General features: G+C 65.8%; 19 protein-coding genes. 11 read left to right on the top strand and 8 right to left on the bottom strand.

The window, feature by feature from the left end; genetic code table 11:
- From VGR99_RS12660 to VGR99_RS12670, 3 genes are read right to left on the bottom strand one after another with little or no spacing between them, the layout of a single operon-like run.
- Positions 1-1,143, bottom strand: a complete 1,143-nt coding sequence (locus VGR99_RS12660; RefSeq protein ID WP_326898699.1) for an acyl-CoA dehydrogenase family protein — start codon at positions 1,141-1,143, stop codon at positions 1-3.
- Between the two features lie 12 nt (positions 1,144-1,155).
- Positions 1,156-1,524 (bottom strand): hypothetical protein, encoded by a 369-nt coding sequence (locus VGR99_RS12665; protein ID WP_326898700.1) that lies wholly within the window; start codon positions 1,522-1,524, stop codon positions 1,156-1,158.
- Positions 1,525-1,527: 3 nt separating this feature from the next.
- Positions 1,528-2,619: a LacI family DNA-binding transcriptional regulator gene (locus VGR99_RS12670; protein ID WP_326898701.1), complete on the bottom strand. Its 1,092-nt coding sequence runs from the start codon at positions 2,617-2,619 to the stop codon at positions 1,528-1,530.
- Between the two features lie 183 nt (positions 2,620-2,802).
- Between VGR99_RS12670 and dapA the strand changes: the two genes are divergently transcribed.
- A complete protein-coding gene (dapA, locus tag VGR99_RS12675; RefSeq protein WP_326898860.1) occupies positions 2,803-3,717 on the top strand; it encodes a 4-hydroxy-tetrahydrodipicolinate synthase in 915 nt (304 codons plus the stop codon).
- Between the two features lie 5 nt (positions 3,718-3,722).
- On the opposite strand, the gene VGR99_RS12680 is transcribed toward dapA, so the two are convergent.
- Complete coding sequence (locus VGR99_RS12680) at positions 3,723-4,625, bottom strand: LysR family transcriptional regulator (RefSeq protein WP_326898702.1); 903 nt, start codon at positions 4,623-4,625, stop codon at positions 3,723-3,725.
- A gap of 192 nt (positions 4,626-4,817) precedes the next feature.
- Here VGR99_RS12680 and VGR99_RS12685 point away from each other — a divergent pair, with 192 nt between their 5' ends.
- From VGR99_RS12685 to VGR99_RS12730, 10 genes are all read left to right on the top strand, one after another.
- On the top strand, positions 4,818-6,008 hold the full coding sequence (locus VGR99_RS12685; protein WP_326898703.1) for a CoA transferase: 1,191 nt from the start codon (positions 4,818-4,820) through the stop codon (positions 6,006-6,008).
- Entirely contained in the window at positions 6,005-7,168 is a 1,164-nt protein-coding gene (locus tag VGR99_RS12690; protein ID WP_326898704.1) for an acyl-CoA dehydrogenase family protein, read from the top strand. The genes VGR99_RS12685 and VGR99_RS12690 overlap by 4 nt, the downstream gene beginning before the upstream one ends.
- 10 nt (positions 7,169-7,178) lie before the next feature.
- Entirely contained in the window at positions 7,179-7,586 is a 408-nt protein-coding gene (locus VGR99_RS12695; protein WP_326898705.1) for a MaoC/PaaZ C-terminal domain-containing protein, read from the top strand.
- A gap of 3 nt (positions 7,587-7,589) precedes the next feature.
- Positions 7,590-8,021 carry a MaoC family dehydratase gene (locus tag VGR99_RS12700; protein ID WP_239622921.1) on the top strand — a complete coding sequence of 144 codons (432 nt, stop codon included), beginning with the start codon at positions 7,590-7,592 and terminating at the stop codon, positions 8,019-8,021.
- Complete coding sequence (locus tag VGR99_RS12705; protein ID WP_326898706.1) at positions 8,018-8,971, top strand: dihydrodipicolinate synthase family protein; 954 nt, start codon at positions 8,018-8,020, stop codon at positions 8,969-8,971. Before VGR99_RS12700 ends, VGR99_RS12705 begins: the two co-directional genes overlap by 4 nt.
- An 11-nt stretch (positions 8,972-8,982) precedes the next feature.
- On the top strand, positions 8,983-9,285 hold the full coding sequence (locus VGR99_RS12710; protein WP_326898707.1) for a hypothetical protein: 303 nt from the start codon (positions 8,983-8,985) through the stop codon (positions 9,283-9,285).
- Between the two features lie 122 nt (positions 9,286-9,407).
- Positions 9,408-10,244: an ABC transporter substrate-binding protein gene (locus VGR99_RS12715; protein ID WP_326898708.1), complete on the top strand. Its 837-nt coding sequence runs from the start codon at positions 9,408-9,410 to the stop codon at positions 10,242-10,244.
- A gap of 19 nt (positions 10,245-10,263) precedes the next feature.
- A complete protein-coding gene (locus VGR99_RS12720) occupies positions 10,264-11,001 on the top strand; it encodes an amino acid ABC transporter permease (protein ID WP_326898709.1) in 738 nt (245 codons plus the stop codon).
- A complete protein-coding gene (locus tag VGR99_RS12725; protein ID WP_326898710.1) occupies positions 10,998-11,798 on the top strand; it encodes an amino acid ABC transporter ATP-binding protein in 801 nt (266 codons plus the stop codon). The genes VGR99_RS12720 and VGR99_RS12725 overlap by 4 nt, the downstream gene beginning before the upstream one ends.
- A 3-nt stretch (positions 11,799-11,801) precedes the next feature.
- Complete coding sequence (locus VGR99_RS12730; RefSeq protein ID WP_326898711.1) at positions 11,802-12,743, top strand: dihydrodipicolinate synthase family protein; 942 nt, start codon at positions 11,802-11,804, stop codon at positions 12,741-12,743.
- Here VGR99_RS12730 and VGR99_RS12735 read toward each other — a convergent pair.
- Genes VGR99_RS12735 through VGR99_RS12750 form a run of 4 tightly spaced genes read right to left on the bottom strand, consistent with a single transcriptional unit; the run spans position 12,740 to position 16,644 of the window.
- Positions 12,740-14,044, bottom strand: coding sequence for an LLM class flavin-dependent oxidoreductase (locus VGR99_RS12735; protein ID WP_326898712.1), 1,305 nt, complete (start codon positions 14,042-14,044; stop codon positions 12,740-12,742). The two genes, VGR99_RS12730 and VGR99_RS12735, sit on opposite strands and share 4 nt — an antisense overlap.
- A 16-nt stretch (positions 14,045-14,060) precedes the next feature.
- The gene (locus VGR99_RS12740) at positions 14,061-14,819 is read right to left on the bottom strand and encodes an ABC transporter permease (protein WP_326898713.1); all 759 of its coding nucleotides are present in this window, start codon (positions 14,817-14,819) and stop codon (positions 14,061-14,063) included.
- Positions 14,816-15,631, bottom strand: coding sequence for an ABC transporter permease (locus VGR99_RS12745; protein ID WP_326898714.1), 816 nt, complete (start codon positions 15,629-15,631; stop codon positions 14,816-14,818). The genes VGR99_RS12740 and VGR99_RS12745 overlap by 4 nt, the downstream gene beginning before the upstream one ends.
- On the bottom strand, positions 15,628-16,644 hold the full coding sequence (locus VGR99_RS12750) for an ABC transporter substrate-binding protein (protein ID WP_326898715.1): 1,017 nt from the start codon (positions 16,642-16,644) through the stop codon (positions 15,628-15,630). Before VGR99_RS12750 ends, VGR99_RS12745 begins: the two co-directional genes overlap by 4 nt.
- Positions 16,645-16,648: the final 4 nt, after the last annotated feature.

Raw genomic sequence — 16,648 nt, forward strand, 5'->3', positions numbered from 1 at the left:
TCACGCGGCCTCCTTCTCGACCTGGCGGGCGATGATCAGCCGCTGGATCTGGTTGGTGCCCTCGTAGATCTGGGCGAGGCGAACGTCGCGGAAGATGCGCTCGATGCGGTACTCGCGCGAATAGCCGTTGCCGCCGTGGATCTGCAGCGCGTTGGAGACGTGCTTCATCGCCATGTCGGTGGTGAACAGCTTTGCTTGCGCCGCTTCCTTGGCAATGGGCTCACCGGCATCGTGCAGGCGCGCGGCGTGGTGGATCAGCAGGCGCGCGGCGGCGATGTCGGTCGACATGTCCGCGAGCATGAACTGCACCGCCTGGAAGCCGATGATGGCCTGGCCGAACTGCTTGCGGTCGCGGGCGTATTTGGTGGCGTCCTCGAACGCGGCCTGCGCCATGCCGAGCGCCATCGAGGCCATCATCAGCCGGCTGAAGTTGAAATTGCTCATCGCCATCTTGAAGGCCTGGTTCTCCGGCCCCATCACGCTGTCCGCGGGCAGCCGCACGTCGGAGAAGGTGATCTGGCAGTCGTCGAGGCCGTGCATGCCGAGCAGCTCCTCGTTCTTGCCGCGCGCGATGCCGGGGAGGGCGCCGTCGACCAGCAGGCACGAGATGGACCGGTGGCCGGCATCCGCGCCGGTGCGCGCGAACACCATGATGCGGTCGGCGACGCCGCCGAGCGTGACCCAGGCCTTGGTGCCATTGAGCCGCCAGCCGTTGCCCTCGCGCACCGCATTGGTGCGGATGCCCGCGACGTCGGAGCCGTGGTCGGGCTCCGAGACGGCGGTGGCGGGAATGATGTCGCCGCTGAGAATCCTCGGGATCAGTTCCTTGTGCGCGTCGGTGCCGTGATGGTCGAAGAACAGCGCGGCTTCGACAGGAATGGCGAAGGCATTGGCGACCGCACCGGAGCAGCGCGCCAGCTCCTCCATCGCAATGCAGGCCGCGACCGCATCGAGGCCCGCGCCGCCGGCGCCTTCGCGCAGGCAGATGCCGAACAGGCCGAGATCGGCCATGCCCTTATAAAGTGTGCGGTCGAACCGGTCCTCGCGGTCGATCGCAGCGGCGCGCGGCAGGATCTCGGCTTCCGCGAAGCGGCGGGCGGTGTCGCGGAGAGCCTTCTGATCCTCGGTGTAAAAGCGGTCCATCGTGTGCTCCCGTCAGTCGCTGGCGAGCTTGGAATCGTGCGAGACCTCGCTGCGGTCGCGGTCGAGGAAATAGACCGCGACGTCGTCGCCCGGCACGCCGTAGGCGCTGCACACGCCGCGGGTCAGCGCGATCGCGGCGGCGCGCCGTTCGGCCTCGCTGCGGCGGAAGGCGTGGACCTTGAGCAGGATCCGCTGGCCGGTGGCCTCAGCGCCAAACCTGCCGGCATGGGCGTAATCGTCCGCGGCAATCGGCAGGAAATAGAGCGTGACCGTGTCGGCGGTCACGCCGAACGCCGACATCAGGCCGTCGGTCACGGCCCGCGCCAGCGCGGCCTTGCGCTGGGACGGAACTTGCGGGGCGAGCACTTCGACATAGGGCATCGATCAGACCTTCGCGGACTTGGCCGCAGATGATTTGGATTTCGAGGCGGGCGGCTTGGACTTGCCGCCCCTTCCGTTGCTTGTGGGCTCGTACTGGCGGCAGGAATCGCGCTGCACCAGGCGCGCACCGACGCGATATTCGCGGACGCCGTCATTGCCGTTGCCTTTGGCATCCATGCGATGCAGCAGCCTGTCGACGGCGAGATTGGCGAGATCGCGCGCGCCGTTGTCGACGATGCTGATCGCCGGGCGATGCCATTCGAACCAGGGCATGTCCTCGTAGCAGAGCAGCGAGAGATCGGCGGGGATGGCGATGTTCCGCTCCGCCGTGACGCGCAGCACGCCGAGCGTCGCCTCGTGATTGGCGACGAAGATCGCGCTGGGCGGGCGGGGCAGGTCGAGCAGCTTGCGGGCGCAGGTCGCGCCGGTCTCGGGCACGAAATGGCCCGCGTGAATCAATGTGTCGTCCTTGGCGATGCCGGCTTCGCGCAGCGCGCGGACATAGCCGGACAGTCGCTCGCGGCCGGATGTGGTGTCCTGACGGCCGACGATCAGCCCGATGCGCTTGTGCCCGAGCTCGATCAGATGGCGCGTGCCGAGATAGGCACCTTGCGGATCGTCCGCGAGCACGGTCTCCAGATCCGTTGCGTCATCGCGCCGCACCAGGCAGACGATCGGGACGTCCTTTGCCAGCGCCTCGAGCTGGGCGCCGTTCTTGCCGGTGGGAACGACGATCAATCCGTCGATGCGATGGTCGACCAGCGTGGTGAGGGTGTCGCTCTCCTGCTCCGCATCATCGCCGCCGATGCACAGAAGCATCTGATAACCCAGCGCCTTGAGGCGCGCCTGCACCACTTCGGCCATCACCTGGAACGAGGCGTTGGTGAGATTGTGGACCAGCAGCGCAACGAGCCGCGACTGCCCAGTCTTCAATCCGCGCGCGATCGGGTTCGGCCGGTAACCGAGCTCGCGCGCGATGCGCGTCAGGCGTTGCCGCGTGCGCTCACTCGTCAGCCCGGTTCCCGTCAGAGCTCGGGAAGCAGTGCTGACCGAAACGCGGGCCGCCTGTGCCACATCTTTGAGCGTGACGCTCATCAAACCTGCCGATAGACTGCAAACGATTGCAAAAAGCTAAGAGCTAATTCTACGCGGATCAAGCTCAAAAAATGGATGGTGTTGCCCAATGCAGAGCCAGTTTCGCAATCGTTTGCAGAAAAGATGCGGATATTCCGCAGGCGGCTCCCGCCCGCTCCATTCACCTGAATTCCCGGCAGTTTCCTGATGAAGACGTTTCGCGGCACCTACACCGTCATGATCACTCCGTTCACGGCCGCCGGCGAGGTCGATGTCGCGGCGTTGCGCGCCTTCGTGGACTGGCAGATCGAGGCGGGCATTCACGGCTTGATCCCGCTCGGCTCGACCGGCGAATTCCTCTCGCTCGACGATGATGAGAAGGCGCTGGTTGCCGAGGTCGTCATCGAGCAGGCCGCGGGGCGCGTGCCCGTTCTGATCGGCACCGGCGCGGAAGATACGCGCGAGGTGGTGCGTCTCAGTCGCCGTGCCGAAAAATTGGGCGCGGACGGCGTGATGATCATTCCGCCGTTCTATTCGACGCCGACCGACGACGAACTCGTCCACCACTACAAGACGGTGGCGGATGCGATCTCCTTGCCGATCATGGTCTACAACAACCCGGCGACCGCCAATGTCGATCTCAAGCCGCCGCTGGTGGCGCGCATCGCCGAGATCGACAACTGCCTCTATATCAAGGAGTCGACGCTAGAGGTGACGCGGGTGCGCGACATCATCCGCCTCTGCGGCGACAGGATGACCGTGTTCGGCGGCATCCTCGGCTTCGAATCCTTCGTCGAGGGCGCGCAGGGCTGGGTGGCGGTCGCCTCCAACGTCGTGCCGTCCGAGATGGCGCGCATCTTCAGCCTGGTTGCCGATCAGGGTGCGATCAAGGAGGCGCGCGAGCTCTACCTGAAATACCTGCCCGTGATCGAATTCGTCGGCGGTCAGGCCTATGTCGCCGGCAGCAAGGCGCTGCTCGGCCATATGGGTCTTGCGGTCGGCCATCCGCGGCCGCCGCGGCTGCCGCTGCCGGCCGCGCAGGATGCGGCCGCGCTGGCCCTCGTCAAGCGCTTCGACCTGGCATGGCGCGCCGCTGCATTATCGCGGGCGAGCGCATGACCGCATCACTGCCGCGCCGCCGCAATCCGGGCCGCGATTTCCTCGCGCGCATGCTTGATCAGGGATTGCGTCAGCCGCTGTTGCATGCGGCCGGCCGGCACGATGGCGGATATTGTGACCTCCGTCCTCGGCTTGAACGCCACGCTTTTGAGGCGGCTGTAGCGCTTGGAGGACGCCGTCAGCTCGTCCATGATGGTCACGCCGAGGCCTTCCTCGACGAAATGCCCGGCAACGTTCATGAAGCGCACGTCGATGGCGGGGGCGAAGTTGACCGCGCTGCGGCGAAACGCCTCCTGGATCAGGCTGCTGATGCGGCTCGAGGTGCGGGCGTTGATCAGCGGCGTCTCGCGCAGGTCGGTCGGGCTGACGAAGCTCAATTGCGCCAGCGGGCTGTCGGCGGGGCAGGCACAGACCATGTCGAGTTGCGCCAGCGGCAGATAGTCGAGCGTCGGGCGCGGATGCGGCTCCATGGCGAAGCCGATGTCGACGATGCCGGTCTCGACATATTCCAGCAGATCGTCGAGCCGCTGCGTCTCCAGCGAAATCTCGACGCCGCCATGATCGCGGCTGAAGCGCGCGACCACCTGCGGCAGCAGCGATTCCGACAGCTCCGAGGTCGCGACGATCCGCATCCGGCCCTTGCGCCCGGCGCGCAGATGCGCGGCCGTCTGGCTGATCAGGTCCTGCATCAGGAACAGCGGCTCGGCCTCGGCGAGCAGGATCTGCGCCTCCTGCGTCGGGATCATGCGCTTGTTGACGCGGTCGAACAGCAGGAAGCCGAGCGCGGTCTCCGCATGCTTGATGGCGTTGCTGACGGCCGGCTGCGACATGCCGAGATCCTTCGCCGCCGCGACCGTGGATCGCGTGCGCATCACGGCGCGCAGGATTTCAAGCTGTCGAAGATTCATCAGGTCGGTCCGGTCATGGATGAGCGTTGACAATGTGCATCATAGCTTTCGGTTATCAACCTCGCGCGGAAAATAATTGATGGCGATGTTGTCGATGGTTCAGGCGCCAGCTTACGCTTCACGCAACGACATCGCGCGATGGCCGCAGCATTTGCGAATGCGAAAGCCCAAGCGCCAGCATGGTGTGAATGCATGAACCTGCTCGACGGCGTCAAAATTCTCAGCTTCAATCATTACCTCGCGGGACCGCTCGCCGCGCAGACGCTCGCCGATCTCGGCGCCGACGTCATCGCGGTCGAGCCGATCGAGGGCGCGTTCCAGCGCAACTGGGCGGTCGCCAATCATTTCGTCGCAGGCGACAGCGTCAATCACCTGGCGACCGGGCGCAACAAGCGCAGCATCGCGGTCGATCTCAAGCATCCCGACGGCATCGCCGCCGTGAAGAAGCTGGTCGCGACATCCGACGTCGTGATGGAGAATTTCCGGCCCGGCACCATGGCCAAGCTCGGCCTCGGCTATGAGACGCTGAAGGCGATCAACCCCGGCCTGATCTATGCGGTCGCAACCGGCTTCGGATCGGACGGGCCGTACAAGGATCGTCCCGGCCAGGACCTGCTGCTGCAGGCGATGTCGGGCCTTGCCATGCGCACCGGGCGGGCCGATGGCGAGCCGACCGCGGTCGGTGCCGTCATCGTCGATCAGCACGCCGCCTCGCTCTATGCCATGAGCATCCTCGCCGCTCTGTTCGCGCGGACGAAGACCGGCAAGGGCCAGCTCGTCGAGGTCAACCTCTTTCAGGCCGCGATCGATCTCCAGGTCGAACCGCTGACGGCCTGGCTGAACGGCGCGCCGTCGCCGACGCCGCGTGGTCCGGCCGGCATCGCCGCCTGGTTCAGTCCCGGCCCCTACGGTGTTCACGCCACGGCCGATGGTCATCTCGCCATCTCGATGGCCGCGCCCAAGGCGCTGGCGATCGCGCTCGACAGCGAGGAGCTGAAGCAGTTCGGCGAGACCGACAGTTTTTCGAAGCGCGAGGAGATCACGCGGATCGTTGCGGCCAGCCTGAAGCAAAAGTCGACGGCCGACTGGTTGCCTTCGCTGGAGGCTGCGCGCGTCTGGCACGCGCCGGTGCAGGATTATAGCGACCTCGTGTCCGATCCGCAGCTCAGCCACCTCGGCGCCTTCAAGAGCGCCGAGAGTGCGGGCGGCGCACCGATCCGGATGGTCGCCCATCCCGCGCGCTATGACGGCCAGACGCCGGAGGTGCGGCTGGTGCCGCAACGGCTGGGCGCGCAGACGCGCGAGGTGCTCGGCGAGATCGGTTACGGCGCTGCCGACATTGACGCGATGATCGCCGGCAAGGCCGTGGGGGTGGCGCGATGATCGATTTTTCGCTGCCCGAGGATACCCGCCTCCTGGTCGATACCGTCCGCCGCTTCGTCGAGACGGAAGTGCAGCCGCTCGAGGACGTGGTGGAACAGACCGCAAAGGTGCCGCCCGACGCTTTGGCGACCACCAAGGCCAAGGCGCAGAAGCTCGGCCTTTACGCCATGAACATGCCGACTGACGTCGGCGGCGGCGGGCTGTCCTGCGTCGAGCACTGCCTTGTCGAGGAAGAATTCGGCAAGACCTCCGATGCGCTGATCCGCCGCGTATTCGGCCAGGTCTATCCGATGCTGATGGCCTGCAAGGGCGACCAGGTCGAGCGCTATTTGTTGCCGACGGTGAAGGGCGACAAGATCTGCGCTATGGCGATCACCGAGCCGGGCGCGGGGTCCGATGCCGCGTCGATCAGCACCACGGCCCATCTCGATGGCGACGAGTGGGTGCTCAACGGCACAAAGCACTTCATCAGCGACGGCGACATCGCCGACTACGTCATCCTGATGGCGCTCACCGACAAGGACAAGCGGGCGCGGGGCGGCATCACGCTGTTCCTGGTCGATCGCGGCACGCCCGGCTTCAAGGTCGCGCGCACCCAGCCGATGATGGGTCATCGCGGCTACGGTCATGCCGAGCTGAGCTTCGAGGATTGCCGCATTCCGAAGGCGGCCGTGCTCGGTGAGGTCGGCGGCGGCTTCAAGCTGATCATGCAGAGCGTGCTGCAGATCCGCCTTGCCCATATCGGCGCGCGCGCCGTCGGCATGGCGCAGCGGGCGCTGGAGATGATGCGCAAGCACGCCGGCGAGCGGCGCCAGTTCGGCCAACTGATCGGCGATTTCCAGATGGTGCAGAAGCTGATCGCCGATTCCGCGACCGAGATCTACGGCGTCAAGATGATGGTGATGAACGCAGCCTGGGACATCGATCAGGGGCGGGATGCGCGCGACAAGGTCTCGATGATCAAGGTCGCGGCCTCCGAGATGCAGGGCCGGGTGGTCGACCGCGCCATCCAGGTGTTCGGCGGCATGGGCTTCAGCAAGGACCTGCCACTGGAGCGCATGTATCGCGACGCCCGCGTCACCCGCATCTATGACGGCACCTCCGAAATCCACCGCATGCTGGTTGCACGCAGCACCATCAAGAACGGCTTGCAGCTCTAGGGAACGACCGATGTCTCACACACCTCTCAATCCCGGCGCCGCCTTCGCCTTTCGCAAGACCATGACGGTCGCCGAACAGGCCATGTTCACCGGCATCAGCGGCAATCTCGGCGGTCTCTATGTCGATGCCGTCCGCGCCAAAAAGGCGGGCGCCGCCAACATGGTCGCCTTCGAGCTCGCGGTCGGCGGTCTCGCCACCACCTGCCTCAGCCAGCTCGGCGGGCCGACGCGGCGGATCGGCAGCATTGCGCTGAATTTTGCGGCGCCGGTGATTGTCGGCGAGTCCGTCGAGGCCAGGGCCGAGATCGTCTCGGTCGCAGGCGAGGAGGCGACCTGCCGGGTCACCTGCACGTTGTCGCCGTCGGGGACGACCGTGATCGACGGCACCGCGACGCTGGTTCCCTTTGCCAAGGTCTGAGCCATGTACGAGCCAAAATCCTTCGACGATCTGAAGGTGAACGACAGGGTCAGCCTGAGCAAGACCATCACCGAGGCGGATGGCGCGCTCTATATCGCCGCGACCGGCGATTTCGGCCCCGTTCATGTCGACGAGATCTATGCCGGCGCGACGCGCTTCGGCCGCAGGCTGGCGCCGGGGATCATGGTCGCCGGCCTCTGCACCAGCATCCTCACCAGCGAGCTGGTGGGCACCATCGGCGTGTCGGTGGAGGACCGCTTCTGGTTCACCGGGCCGGTGTTCTACGGCGATACGCTCACCTTCGACGTCTGGATCGCCGAGCAGCACGACGAGACCCGCACCATCATCTGGGAGGCCAGCGCCCGCAACGAGGGCGGCCTCGAAGTGCTGAAGGCGCGGGCGAGCCTGAAATTCCCGCGGCGGAAACCGTCATGAGCAAGCCGATGACAAAACCTGATCTGCGCGGCGTCACGGTCGCGACCGTGCTGCCCTTCAGGGACGACAGCTCGATCGACTGGGACGGCTATGCCCGGGTTCTCGACTACTGCGCCTGTCCCGACGGGATCGCGGCGGTGTTCGTCAACGGCCATGCCGGCGAAGGCGGATCGCTCTCGGAGGACGAACGCCGCGCGGTGATCGAGCGGACGCGCCGGCAGATCGGCGGCAAGCCGCTGCTTTCCGGCATCATCGCGCATTCCACCGCGGAAGCGATCCATCAAGCGCAGCAGGCCGAGGCGGCCGGAGCCGACTGTGCCGTGCTGTTCCCGCCGGCGCCGCTTGGCGGCGGTGCATCGGCGACCTCGCGCGCGCCGGTGGCCTTCGTGCAGGCGGTCAGCTCGGCCATCGCGATCCCCGTGTCGATCTTCCAGTATCCGCTCGCGTCGGGCTTCGGCTATTCGCCGGAGACGCTTGCGAAGCTCGCAGCCCTCGATAGCGTGATCGCCATCAAGGAAGGCAGCGATACCATGCTGGCCTATGACGAGAACCGCCGCGCGGTGAAGCAGGCCGACCCGTCGGTCGCGATCCTGCCGTCGAACTTCAACTGGTTCCTGCCGCAGCTCGCGGTCGGAGGCGACGGCATTCTCTCGGGGCTTGTCAGTCTGGCGCCGCATCTGTTCGCGGAGCTGTGGCAGGCATCGCTCGCCGACGATCTCAAGGCGATGCGCGCCACCAACGAACGGCTCTATCCGATCGTCCGGGCGATCTACGGCCCGGCGCCGATCATGGACATGCACACGCGGATGAAGGTCGGACTCAAGGCACTCGGCCTGATCGGCAACGCCGATCCGCGGCCGCCGCTGCTGCCGGTCCTGCCGGCGCTGTGCGACTCCATCGCAACCACCGTCGGCGCGGCGCGCGCGGCCGGCGACATCAGGGTGGGATGAGGGACGCAGCCATGGCGGACGAAGCCTTCATCCACATCGTGCGGGTCGACATCGATCCCGAGCACGAGGCTGCGTTCAACGCCTGGTACGAGCAGCGGCATTTTCCCGATCTGCTCGCCTGTCCCGGCTGGCTGTCGGCCAAGCGCTTCGTCTCGGTCGGCGAGGGCCCGAAATACGCGGCCATGTACGAGGTCGCGGGACGGTGGGCGTTCGAGACGCCCGAGTTTCTGAAGGTGAAGGGATTCGGTCCGTTCGAATCCCTGGTGAAGAATTTCATGCGCATCCAGCTCAAGCCGATGTCGGGACCGGCCTGAGGGGATCGATGATGATGCAGCCTGCCGTGTCGAAAGATCCGGCCGGCGGCATCCAAGAACGTTGAGGGGGAAAGCCGGGCGAGGAATTGCATCGGTCATTGGCGTCTTACTGGAGGTACAACATGTTCTCGACACTGCTTCGCTTGAGTGCCGCTGCCGCACTCGTTCTCGCATCCCATGCGGCGCATGCCGCATGTGCGCCGGCGATCGCCGACAGCGATCTGATCGCGCCGGGGAAATTGCAGCTCTCGATCAACCCGACCAACCCGCCGCAGCAATTCGTCGACAAGGACGGCCAGTTGCAGGGCCTCAACGTGGAACTCGCTGCCGAGCTCGGCAAGCGGTTGTGTCTTCCGGTCGAACTCGTCCGGATGGATTTTCCGGCGATGATCCCGGCCATGGGCGCGGGCCGCATCGACGGTATCAACACCGGCATGTTCTGGACCGAGGAACGTTCGAAGCTGATGTACATGGTGCCCTATTCCATCCAGGCCATTTCGGTCGTGGTTGCACCGGATAGCGGCACAAAAATTGCTACCGAGTCTGACCTGATCGGAAAAACATCCGCGGTCGAGGTCAGCACCTACCAGATGAATTGGCTCAAGAAGCTCAGCGATACCAACGTGGCGAAGGGCGGCCCGGCCATCGAGATGCGCACGTTCCCGACCGCGACCAACGTCGTCAGCGCGCTGCTCGCGGGCCAGGTCGACAACGCGCTGCTCGTCGACAGCGTGGCGCGCGATCTCGTCGGCCGCGGCCGCGTGAAGGAAGTTTTGAGCGGGCTCGGCACGGCGCGGACCACGCTCGGCTTCCGCAACAAGACGGTGGCCGATACCGTCGTCAAGGCGCTCAACACGATGCGTGCCGACGGCTTTTATCAGAAGCTGTTCGACAAGTTCGGCCTGACCAGCATGCCGGCCGACCAGCCGCTCGCGATCGCCGGCCCCGGTCCGGCCTGATACCTACGGAGACGAGCCGATGAGCCATTTCAGTCCGACGGCCGCCGTCAGCTACTTCTTCAACTACTTCCTGATGAAGGGAGTGCTCGTCACCATCGGCTTGACGGTGGCGGCGGTCATCGGCGGATTGATCCTCGGCATGGGCATCGCGTTGATGCGCATGTCGTCCAATCCGGTATTGTCCGGCTTCTCGCGCTTCTACATCTGGTTCTTCCGCGGCACGCCGCTGCTGATCCAGCTCGTGGTGATCTACAGCGGCTTACCGCAGCTCGGGATCAAGTTCTCGGTGATCACCTGTGCGCTCGTCGGCCTGATCCTCAACGAGGCCGCCTATCTCGCCGAGATCGTGCGCAGCGGCTTCATGGCGGTCTCGGCGGGGCAGCGCGAAGCTGCCTGGGCGCTCAGCCTGTCGCCCTGGGTGACGTTCCGTCGCGTGACGCTGCCGCAGGCGTTCCGGCTGATGATCCCGCCGCTCGGAAATTCCATCAATTCGTTGCTGAAGGCGACCTCGCTCGCCTCGGTGATCTCGGTGGAGGAGCTCATGCGCCGCAGCGACATGCTGATGCAGGAGCATTTCCAGATCCTCGAGGTCTATGCCGCGGCAACGGCGTACTATCTGATCCTCACCTCGGTCTGGGATGCGATCCAGCGCCGGCTCGAGAAGCATTTTGGCCGGTCGAGCGCCGCGAAATCCCGGCGGGTCGCGGCAAGGGCGCCGGTTGCACAGGCACAGGCGAGCGTGGAGGCGAGGGCATGAGCGAGATGTCGATGGCCACGAATGGCGGCGTCGAGAGCGCAATGGTGGAGTCGCAGCTGCGCGATATCCCGGCGGTTCGCATGGAAGCCGTCTACAAGCACTATGGCGACTTCACTGCGCTCGACCAGATCGATCTCAAGGTCGCCAAGGGCGAAAAGATCGTGGTCTGCGGGCCCTCCGGCTCGGGCAAGTCGACGCTCATCCGCTGCATCAACCACATCGAGAAGCACGACGAGGGCCTGATCTACGTCAACGGCGTCGAGCTCGACCATCAGCGCAAGAATATCGATGCGATCAGGCGGGACACCGGCATGGTGTTCCAGAGCTTCAACCTGTTCCCGCACATGACGGTGCTGGAGAACTGCATCCTGGCGCCGATGACCGTCAACGCCATGACGGAAGCCGAGGCGAAGGACCTCGCCATGCATTTCCTCACCAAGGTCAGGATTCCCGACCAGGCCGAGAAATTCCCCGGGCAACTCTCGGGCGGCCAGCAGCAGCGCGTCGCCATCGCGCGCGCCCTGTGCATGCGGCCGAAGATCATGCTGTTCGACGAGCCGACCTCCGCGCTCGACCCCGAAATGGTCAAGGAAGTGCTGGAGACCATGAAGAAGCTGGCGGAAGAGGGCATGACCATGCTGTGCGTGACCCACGAGATGGGCTTTGCCCGCGAGGTCGCCGATCGCATCGTGTTCATGAACGACGGCAAGGTCGTCGAGCAGGCCGCGCCGGTGGAGTTCTTCAGCAATCCGAAGTCGGAGCGGGCGCGGACGTTCCTCGACCAGATCATTCACTAGCCGATGTCGGTCGGGACCCGCGCATTCGGCGATCGCCTTCGCGGCATTCATGCCGCCACGATCGTGCCGATGTCGCCTGACTTCGGGATCGACGAGCCGAAGCTCGCCGCGCATCTCGCTTCGGTCGCCTCCGCGCCCGGCATCAACGGGTTGCTGGTCAACGGCCATGCCGGCGAGAACTTTGTTCTGTCGCTCGCGGAAAAGCGGCGGGTGGTGGAGCTGGCGCGCGAGCACGCTCCGAAAGACTGCCTGATTGTTTCCGGCGTCAATCATGAATCCAGCCTGGAGGCCGCGCGAGAGGCGGCCACGCTGGAGCAGGCGGGTGCGGACGGGCTGCTGGTGTTTCCGCCCAACAGCTGGGCGCTCGGTCACGCCGACGACTGCGTCATCGAACATCACCGCCATATCCGCGATGCCACGACGCTGCCGTTGATGCTCTACGCCGCGCCGGTTGGTGCGGGCGCGATGGCCTATGCGCCGCGGCTTCTGGAGCGACTTGTCGCCGACCCTCGCTTCGTCGCGATCAAGGAGGGCAGCTGGGAGGTCGCGGCTTACGAGCAGAATCTGCGGCTGATCCGCAAGCTGCGGCCGGAGTTCGTCGTGCTCGGCTCCGGCGACGAACATCTGCTGACGAGCTACCTCGTCGGCTCGGCCGGCAGCCAGGTCAGCCTCGCCTGCGTGGTGCCGGAGTTCGTAGTCAGCCTCTGGACCGCAGCGGAGGCCGGCGATTGGGAGCGGGCGCGCGCGGCGCACGAGAAACTGTATCCGCTTGCGGTCGCGATCTACCGCGATGCGCCGGGCGGGCGTGCGACGGTGCGGCTCAAGGCCTGCCTGAAACTGCTCGGGCGTCTGTCATGCGACGCGACGCGACCGCCGCAGCCGCCGGCCACACCGGACGAGTTGCGCTCGCTCGAACAGGCGCTGCGAAGCGCTGGCGCGCTTTAGGCCGCGAAGAATGGATTGGCCGGCCGCGCGAGGCCGAGATGATCGCGCAACGTCGTGCCCTCATAGTCGGCGCGGAACAGCCCGCGCTCCTGCAGGATCGGCACCACGAGCTGGACGAAGTCCTCGAACCCTTCGTGGAAATAGGGCGGCATGACGTTGAAGCCGTCGGCGGCATGCTCTTCGAACCAGAGCTGGAGCGTGTCGGCGATCCGTTCGGCGGAGCCGCACAGCACCCAATGGCCGCGGGCGGCGGCGGTGAGATTATAGAGGTCGCGCAGCGTCATGTTCTCGCGACGGCCCTTGGCAAGCATGACGCTGGCGAAGCTGTGATAGCTGTCCGACGGTGCGATGTCAGGGATCGGCCCGTCGAGATCGTAGGCCGACATGTCGCGCCCGAAACGGTCGGACAGGATCGCGAGCGCATTGCTGCCACTGACGAAGCTCTGCAGCGTGTTGAGCTTCTCGAACGCCTCCTTGTCGGTGCGGCCGACAACGGGCATCACGCCCGGCAGCACGGTGACGTCCTCAGGTCTGCGGCCGAATGAGGGCAGGCGTGTCTTCAGTGACGCGTAGCCGGCCTTGGCCTCCTCGATGTCCTGCACCACGGAGAATACGATGTCGGACGTGCGCGCAGCGAGCGATTGTCCGGCCTCGGAGCCGCCGGCCTGGAGCACGACGGGACGGCCCTGCGGGCTGCGGCCGATGTTGAGCGGACCCTTCACCTTGAAGAACGCGCCGTCATGGTCGATCGGGCGGAGCTTTGCCGGATCGATGTAGAGGCCGCTGGCGCGGTCGGCGACGATGGCATCGTCGGCCCAGCCGTCCCACAGGCCCTTGACGACGTCGAGGAACTCGCCGGCCATCTCGTAGCGCCGGGCATGGTCGGGATGGGTGGTGCCGAAATTTGCGGCCGTCGCCGGATTGGCCGTCGTCACCGCATTCCACGCAGCGCGGCCTTTCGAAATGTGATCGAGCGACGCGAACACGCGCGCGACCGAGAACGGATCGCTGTAGGTGGTGGAGACGGTCGCGCCGAGGCCGATATGGCTGGTCGAGGTCGCGAGCGCGGCCAGCATGGTCAGCGGCTCCAGCCGCAGCGTGTAGGAGGGATGGGCGGCGGCATCGGCGTAGAGATTGTCGCCCATGAAGATCAGGTCGAACTTGCCGCGCTCGGCGGTGCGGCCGATCTCCTGGATCGCAGCAAAATCCTGGAAGCTGTCGACTGCGCCGGGATAGCGCCAGCCCGCGACATGGCTGCCGGTGCCCAGGATGAACAGCCCGAGATGCATCTGTCGTTTCATTGTGTGTTTCCTGGCGTCATGTCCAGAACAGGAGCTTGCGTTCGAGGAAGCCGATCAGGCCGAAGAAGGCGAGGCTCGCGGCGGAGGCGACGAAGATCGCCGACCAGACCTGGACGAAGTCGATCTGGAGCACGGCCTGATAGATCACCCAGCCGAGCCCGCCATGCGCGCCGAGCATCTCGGTAACGATCGCCACGATCACGCTGCGCACCGTCGAGACGCGCATGCCGGCCAGCAGCAGCGGCAGCGCGGTCGGCAGCCGCAGGCGCCACAGCACGCCGAAGCGGCTCGCGCCAAAACTCTTCATGAGGTCGACGGCGCGGCGATCGACGCGATCGAGCCCGGCCAGCATCGACAGCAGGATGGTGAAGCTCACCGCCATCGCCACCATCACGATCTTCGAGCTGACGCCGATGCCGAACCAGAGCAGGATCAGCGGCGAATAGCCGACCACGGGCACCGAATTGATCGCGGTCGCGAGCGGCAGGATCGCTGCGCGAAGCGCCGGCACCAGGGCGATGGCGACGGCAAGGCCGATACCGATCAGGCAGCCGAGCCCGTAGCCCGCCAGCGCCTCGAGCAGGGTGTAGCCGGCGGCGTCGATGAGGATTGCACGCTTGGACCAGAGACCGACGAGGATGTCGCTGACGGCGGGGAGCACATAGGCCGGCAGATGCAGCCCGCGCGCCGTGCCTTCCCAGCATGCGATCAGGAGGACGGCGCCGAGAATGCCGCGCTGGACGGCGAGCGAGGGGGAGGCGAGCGCGCAGCTCATTGCTCGGCGCTCCAGAACACGAGGTGACGCTCGACCGCGGCAACCACGGCATAGAAGCTGGTGCCGAGCAGGGCGGCGGCGAGCAGGGCGGCCCAGATCGCGACGACGTTCTCGGTGAACATGGCCTGGAGTAGCAGCACGCCGAGCCCGGTGGTGTCGCCGAACCACTCGCCGACGATCGCGCCGACAAGGCTCAGCGATGCCGCGAGCCGCAGCGCCACGAAGATCTGCGGCAAGGCGGTCGGAAGCTGCAGGCGCAGCAGGAGCTGCCGGTTGGAGGCGCCAAAGCTGCGCATCAAGTCGACCTGCTTGGGATCGACGGTCTCGAGGCCCAGCAGCGTGTTCACCGTCACGGGAAAGAAGGTCAGGTAGAACGCGATGATCGCCTTGGCGAGCAGCGTATTGCCGAACCAGAGCACGACCAGCGCACCGAAGGCGATGACCGGAATGGTCTGCGACACCACGAAGATCGGGAAGATCATCTCGCGCAGTGCGCGGACGCGGAAGAACACGACGCCCATGAGCACGCCGAACGCGCCGCCGGAGGCGAAGCCGATCAGCGTCTCGGCGAGGGTCCGCAGGAAGCCGTCGACATAGGCGCGGGGCGTTGCCGCCATCGCCATCAGGATCGTGCTGAGGCGCGGCAAATAATAGGGGCGGATGCCGAACAGCAGCACAGCGCCTTCCCAGATCACCGCCGCGATGGCGAGGCCGAGCACGAGCCGGATCAGCTTGCGCAGCGAATCCGGCATGGCGATGGGCCGCGCAGCCGCGCGGCCTTCACCCAGCGATGTCGCCGCAGGGCTGCTCACGGCAGCCGGTCCGCCGCCGGGACGCTCTGGATGAAGCTGGCGTCATAGGCTGCGGCGAGATCGACCGGCTTGGAGATCACGCCATACTTGAGGAAGAAATCATGCGCAGTCTTGACCGCGTCAGCATCAATCCAGAACATGCCGTTCTTGGCTGCCGCGCCTGCCGTCATCAGGCGCTTGACCTCGGTGAGCATGAACTCCTGCTGCGCGCGATCGAGCGTCGGAGCTACGGCCATCACGGTGTCGACGGCGCCCTTGGGATCGGAGAACGCATCCTTCCAGCCCTTCAGCGAGGCGCGCAGGAAGGCCTTGACGAGCTCCGGCTTCTCCTTGGCGGTCGCCTCGGCCACGATCAGCGTGTCGCGCGGGAATGTGATGCCGTAATCCTCGGCGACGAAGGTCTTCAGGTTGTCCTTCGGCATGCGCGACTGGATGGTGTAGAACTCGTTGTAATAGGTCGCGGTGACCACATCGACGCTGCCGTCCACGAACGGCGTCACCGACACCTGCTGTGGCTGGATCTTCAATTCGTCCGGCTTGATGCCTTCCTTGGCGAGCATGCCGTTGAGCACGTGGTTGGCGCCGGTAAACCAGGTGGTGACGGTCTTGCCCTTGAAGTCCTGGATCGTCTTCACCGGCCCGTCCTTGCGGGTGACGAAGATGAAGGGCGTGATCTGGTGCGACACGCCGATGCAGACGATCGGCAGTCCCTTGTCGCGCGCCGCGAACACGCTGTCGGTGCCGCCGGACAGGCCGAACGTGTCGGCGCCGGTCGCGACCAGGTTTTCGGTCAGCAAGTTAGGCCCGCCGGGATTGATGGTGAGGTCGATGCCCTCGGCCTTGTAGTAGCCCTTGGCGGCTGCGACGTAGAAGCCGGCGAACTGTGCCTGCGGCAGCCATTTCAGGCGCAGGCTCGCCTTCTGCAATTCGGCTGCGGGCGCGGCCGTGACCAGCGAGCCGGTCGCCAGTGCGACGGCGGAGAGGACGGAGAGGGCGTGGCGACGGCTCAACATGGTC

The sequence above is a fragment of the Bradyrhizobium sp. genome, assembly GCF_035935975.1.
GTDB lineage: Bacteria > Pseudomonadota > Alphaproteobacteria > Rhizobiales > Xanthobacteraceae > Bradyrhizobium.

Excerpts from the sequence above, each read along its gene's own strand:
- VGR99_RS12660 (WP_326898699.1), bottom strand. The coding sequence starts at position 1,143 with ATGGACCGCTTTTACACCGAGGATCAGAAGGCTCTCCGCGACACCGCC.
- VGR99_RS12665 (WP_326898700.1), bottom strand. The coding sequence starts at position 1,524 with ATGCCCTATGTCGAAGTGCTCGCCCCGCAAGTTCCGTCCCAGCGCAAG.
- VGR99_RS12670 (WP_326898701.1), bottom strand. The coding sequence starts at position 2,619 with ATGAGCGTCACGCTCAAAGATGTGGCACAGGCGGCCCGCGTTTCGGTC.
- VGR99_RS12680 (WP_326898702.1), bottom strand. The coding sequence starts at position 4,625 with ATGAATCTTCGACAGCTTGAAATCCTGCGCGCCGTGATGCGCACGCGA.
- VGR99_RS12685 (WP_326898703.1), top strand. The coding sequence starts at position 4,818 with ATGAACCTGCTCGACGGCGTCAAAATTCTCAGCTTCAATCATTACCTC.
- VGR99_RS12690 (WP_326898704.1), top strand. The coding sequence starts at position 6,005 with ATGATCGATTTTTCGCTGCCCGAGGATACCCGCCTCCTGGTCGATACC.
- VGR99_RS12695 (WP_326898705.1), top strand. The coding sequence starts at position 7,179 with ATGTCTCACACACCTCTCAATCCCGGCGCCGCCTTCGCCTTTCGCAAG.
- VGR99_RS12700 (WP_239622921.1), top strand. The coding sequence starts at position 7,590 with ATGTACGAGCCAAAATCCTTCGACGATCTGAAGGTGAACGACAGGGTC.
- VGR99_RS12705 (WP_326898706.1), top strand. The coding sequence starts at position 8,018 with ATGAGCAAGCCGATGACAAAACCTGATCTGCGCGGCGTCACGGTCGCG.
- VGR99_RS12710 (WP_326898707.1), top strand. The coding sequence starts at position 8,983 with ATGGCGGACGAAGCCTTCATCCACATCGTGCGGGTCGACATCGATCCC.
- VGR99_RS12715 (WP_326898708.1), top strand. The coding sequence starts at position 9,408 with ATGTTCTCGACACTGCTTCGCTTGAGTGCCGCTGCCGCACTCGTTCTC.
- VGR99_RS12720 (WP_326898709.1), top strand. The coding sequence starts at position 10,264 with ATGAGCCATTTCAGTCCGACGGCCGCCGTCAGCTACTTCTTCAACTAC.
- VGR99_RS12725 (WP_326898710.1), top strand. The coding sequence starts at position 10,998 with ATGAGCGAGATGTCGATGGCCACGAATGGCGGCGTCGAGAGCGCAATG.
- VGR99_RS12730 (WP_326898711.1), top strand. The coding sequence starts at position 11,802 with ATGTCGGTCGGGACCCGCGCATTCGGCGATCGCCTTCGCGGCATTCAT.
- VGR99_RS12735 (WP_326898712.1), bottom strand. The coding sequence starts at position 14,044 with ATGAAACGACAGATGCATCTCGGGCTGTTCATCCTGGGCACCGGCAGC.
- VGR99_RS12740 (WP_326898713.1), bottom strand. The coding sequence starts at position 14,819 with ATGAGCTGCGCGCTCGCCTCCCCCTCGCTCGCCGTCCAGCGCGGCATT.
- VGR99_RS12750 (WP_326898715.1), bottom strand. The coding sequence starts at position 16,644 with ATGTTGAGCCGTCGCCACGCCCTCTCCGTCCTCTCCGCCGTCGCACTG.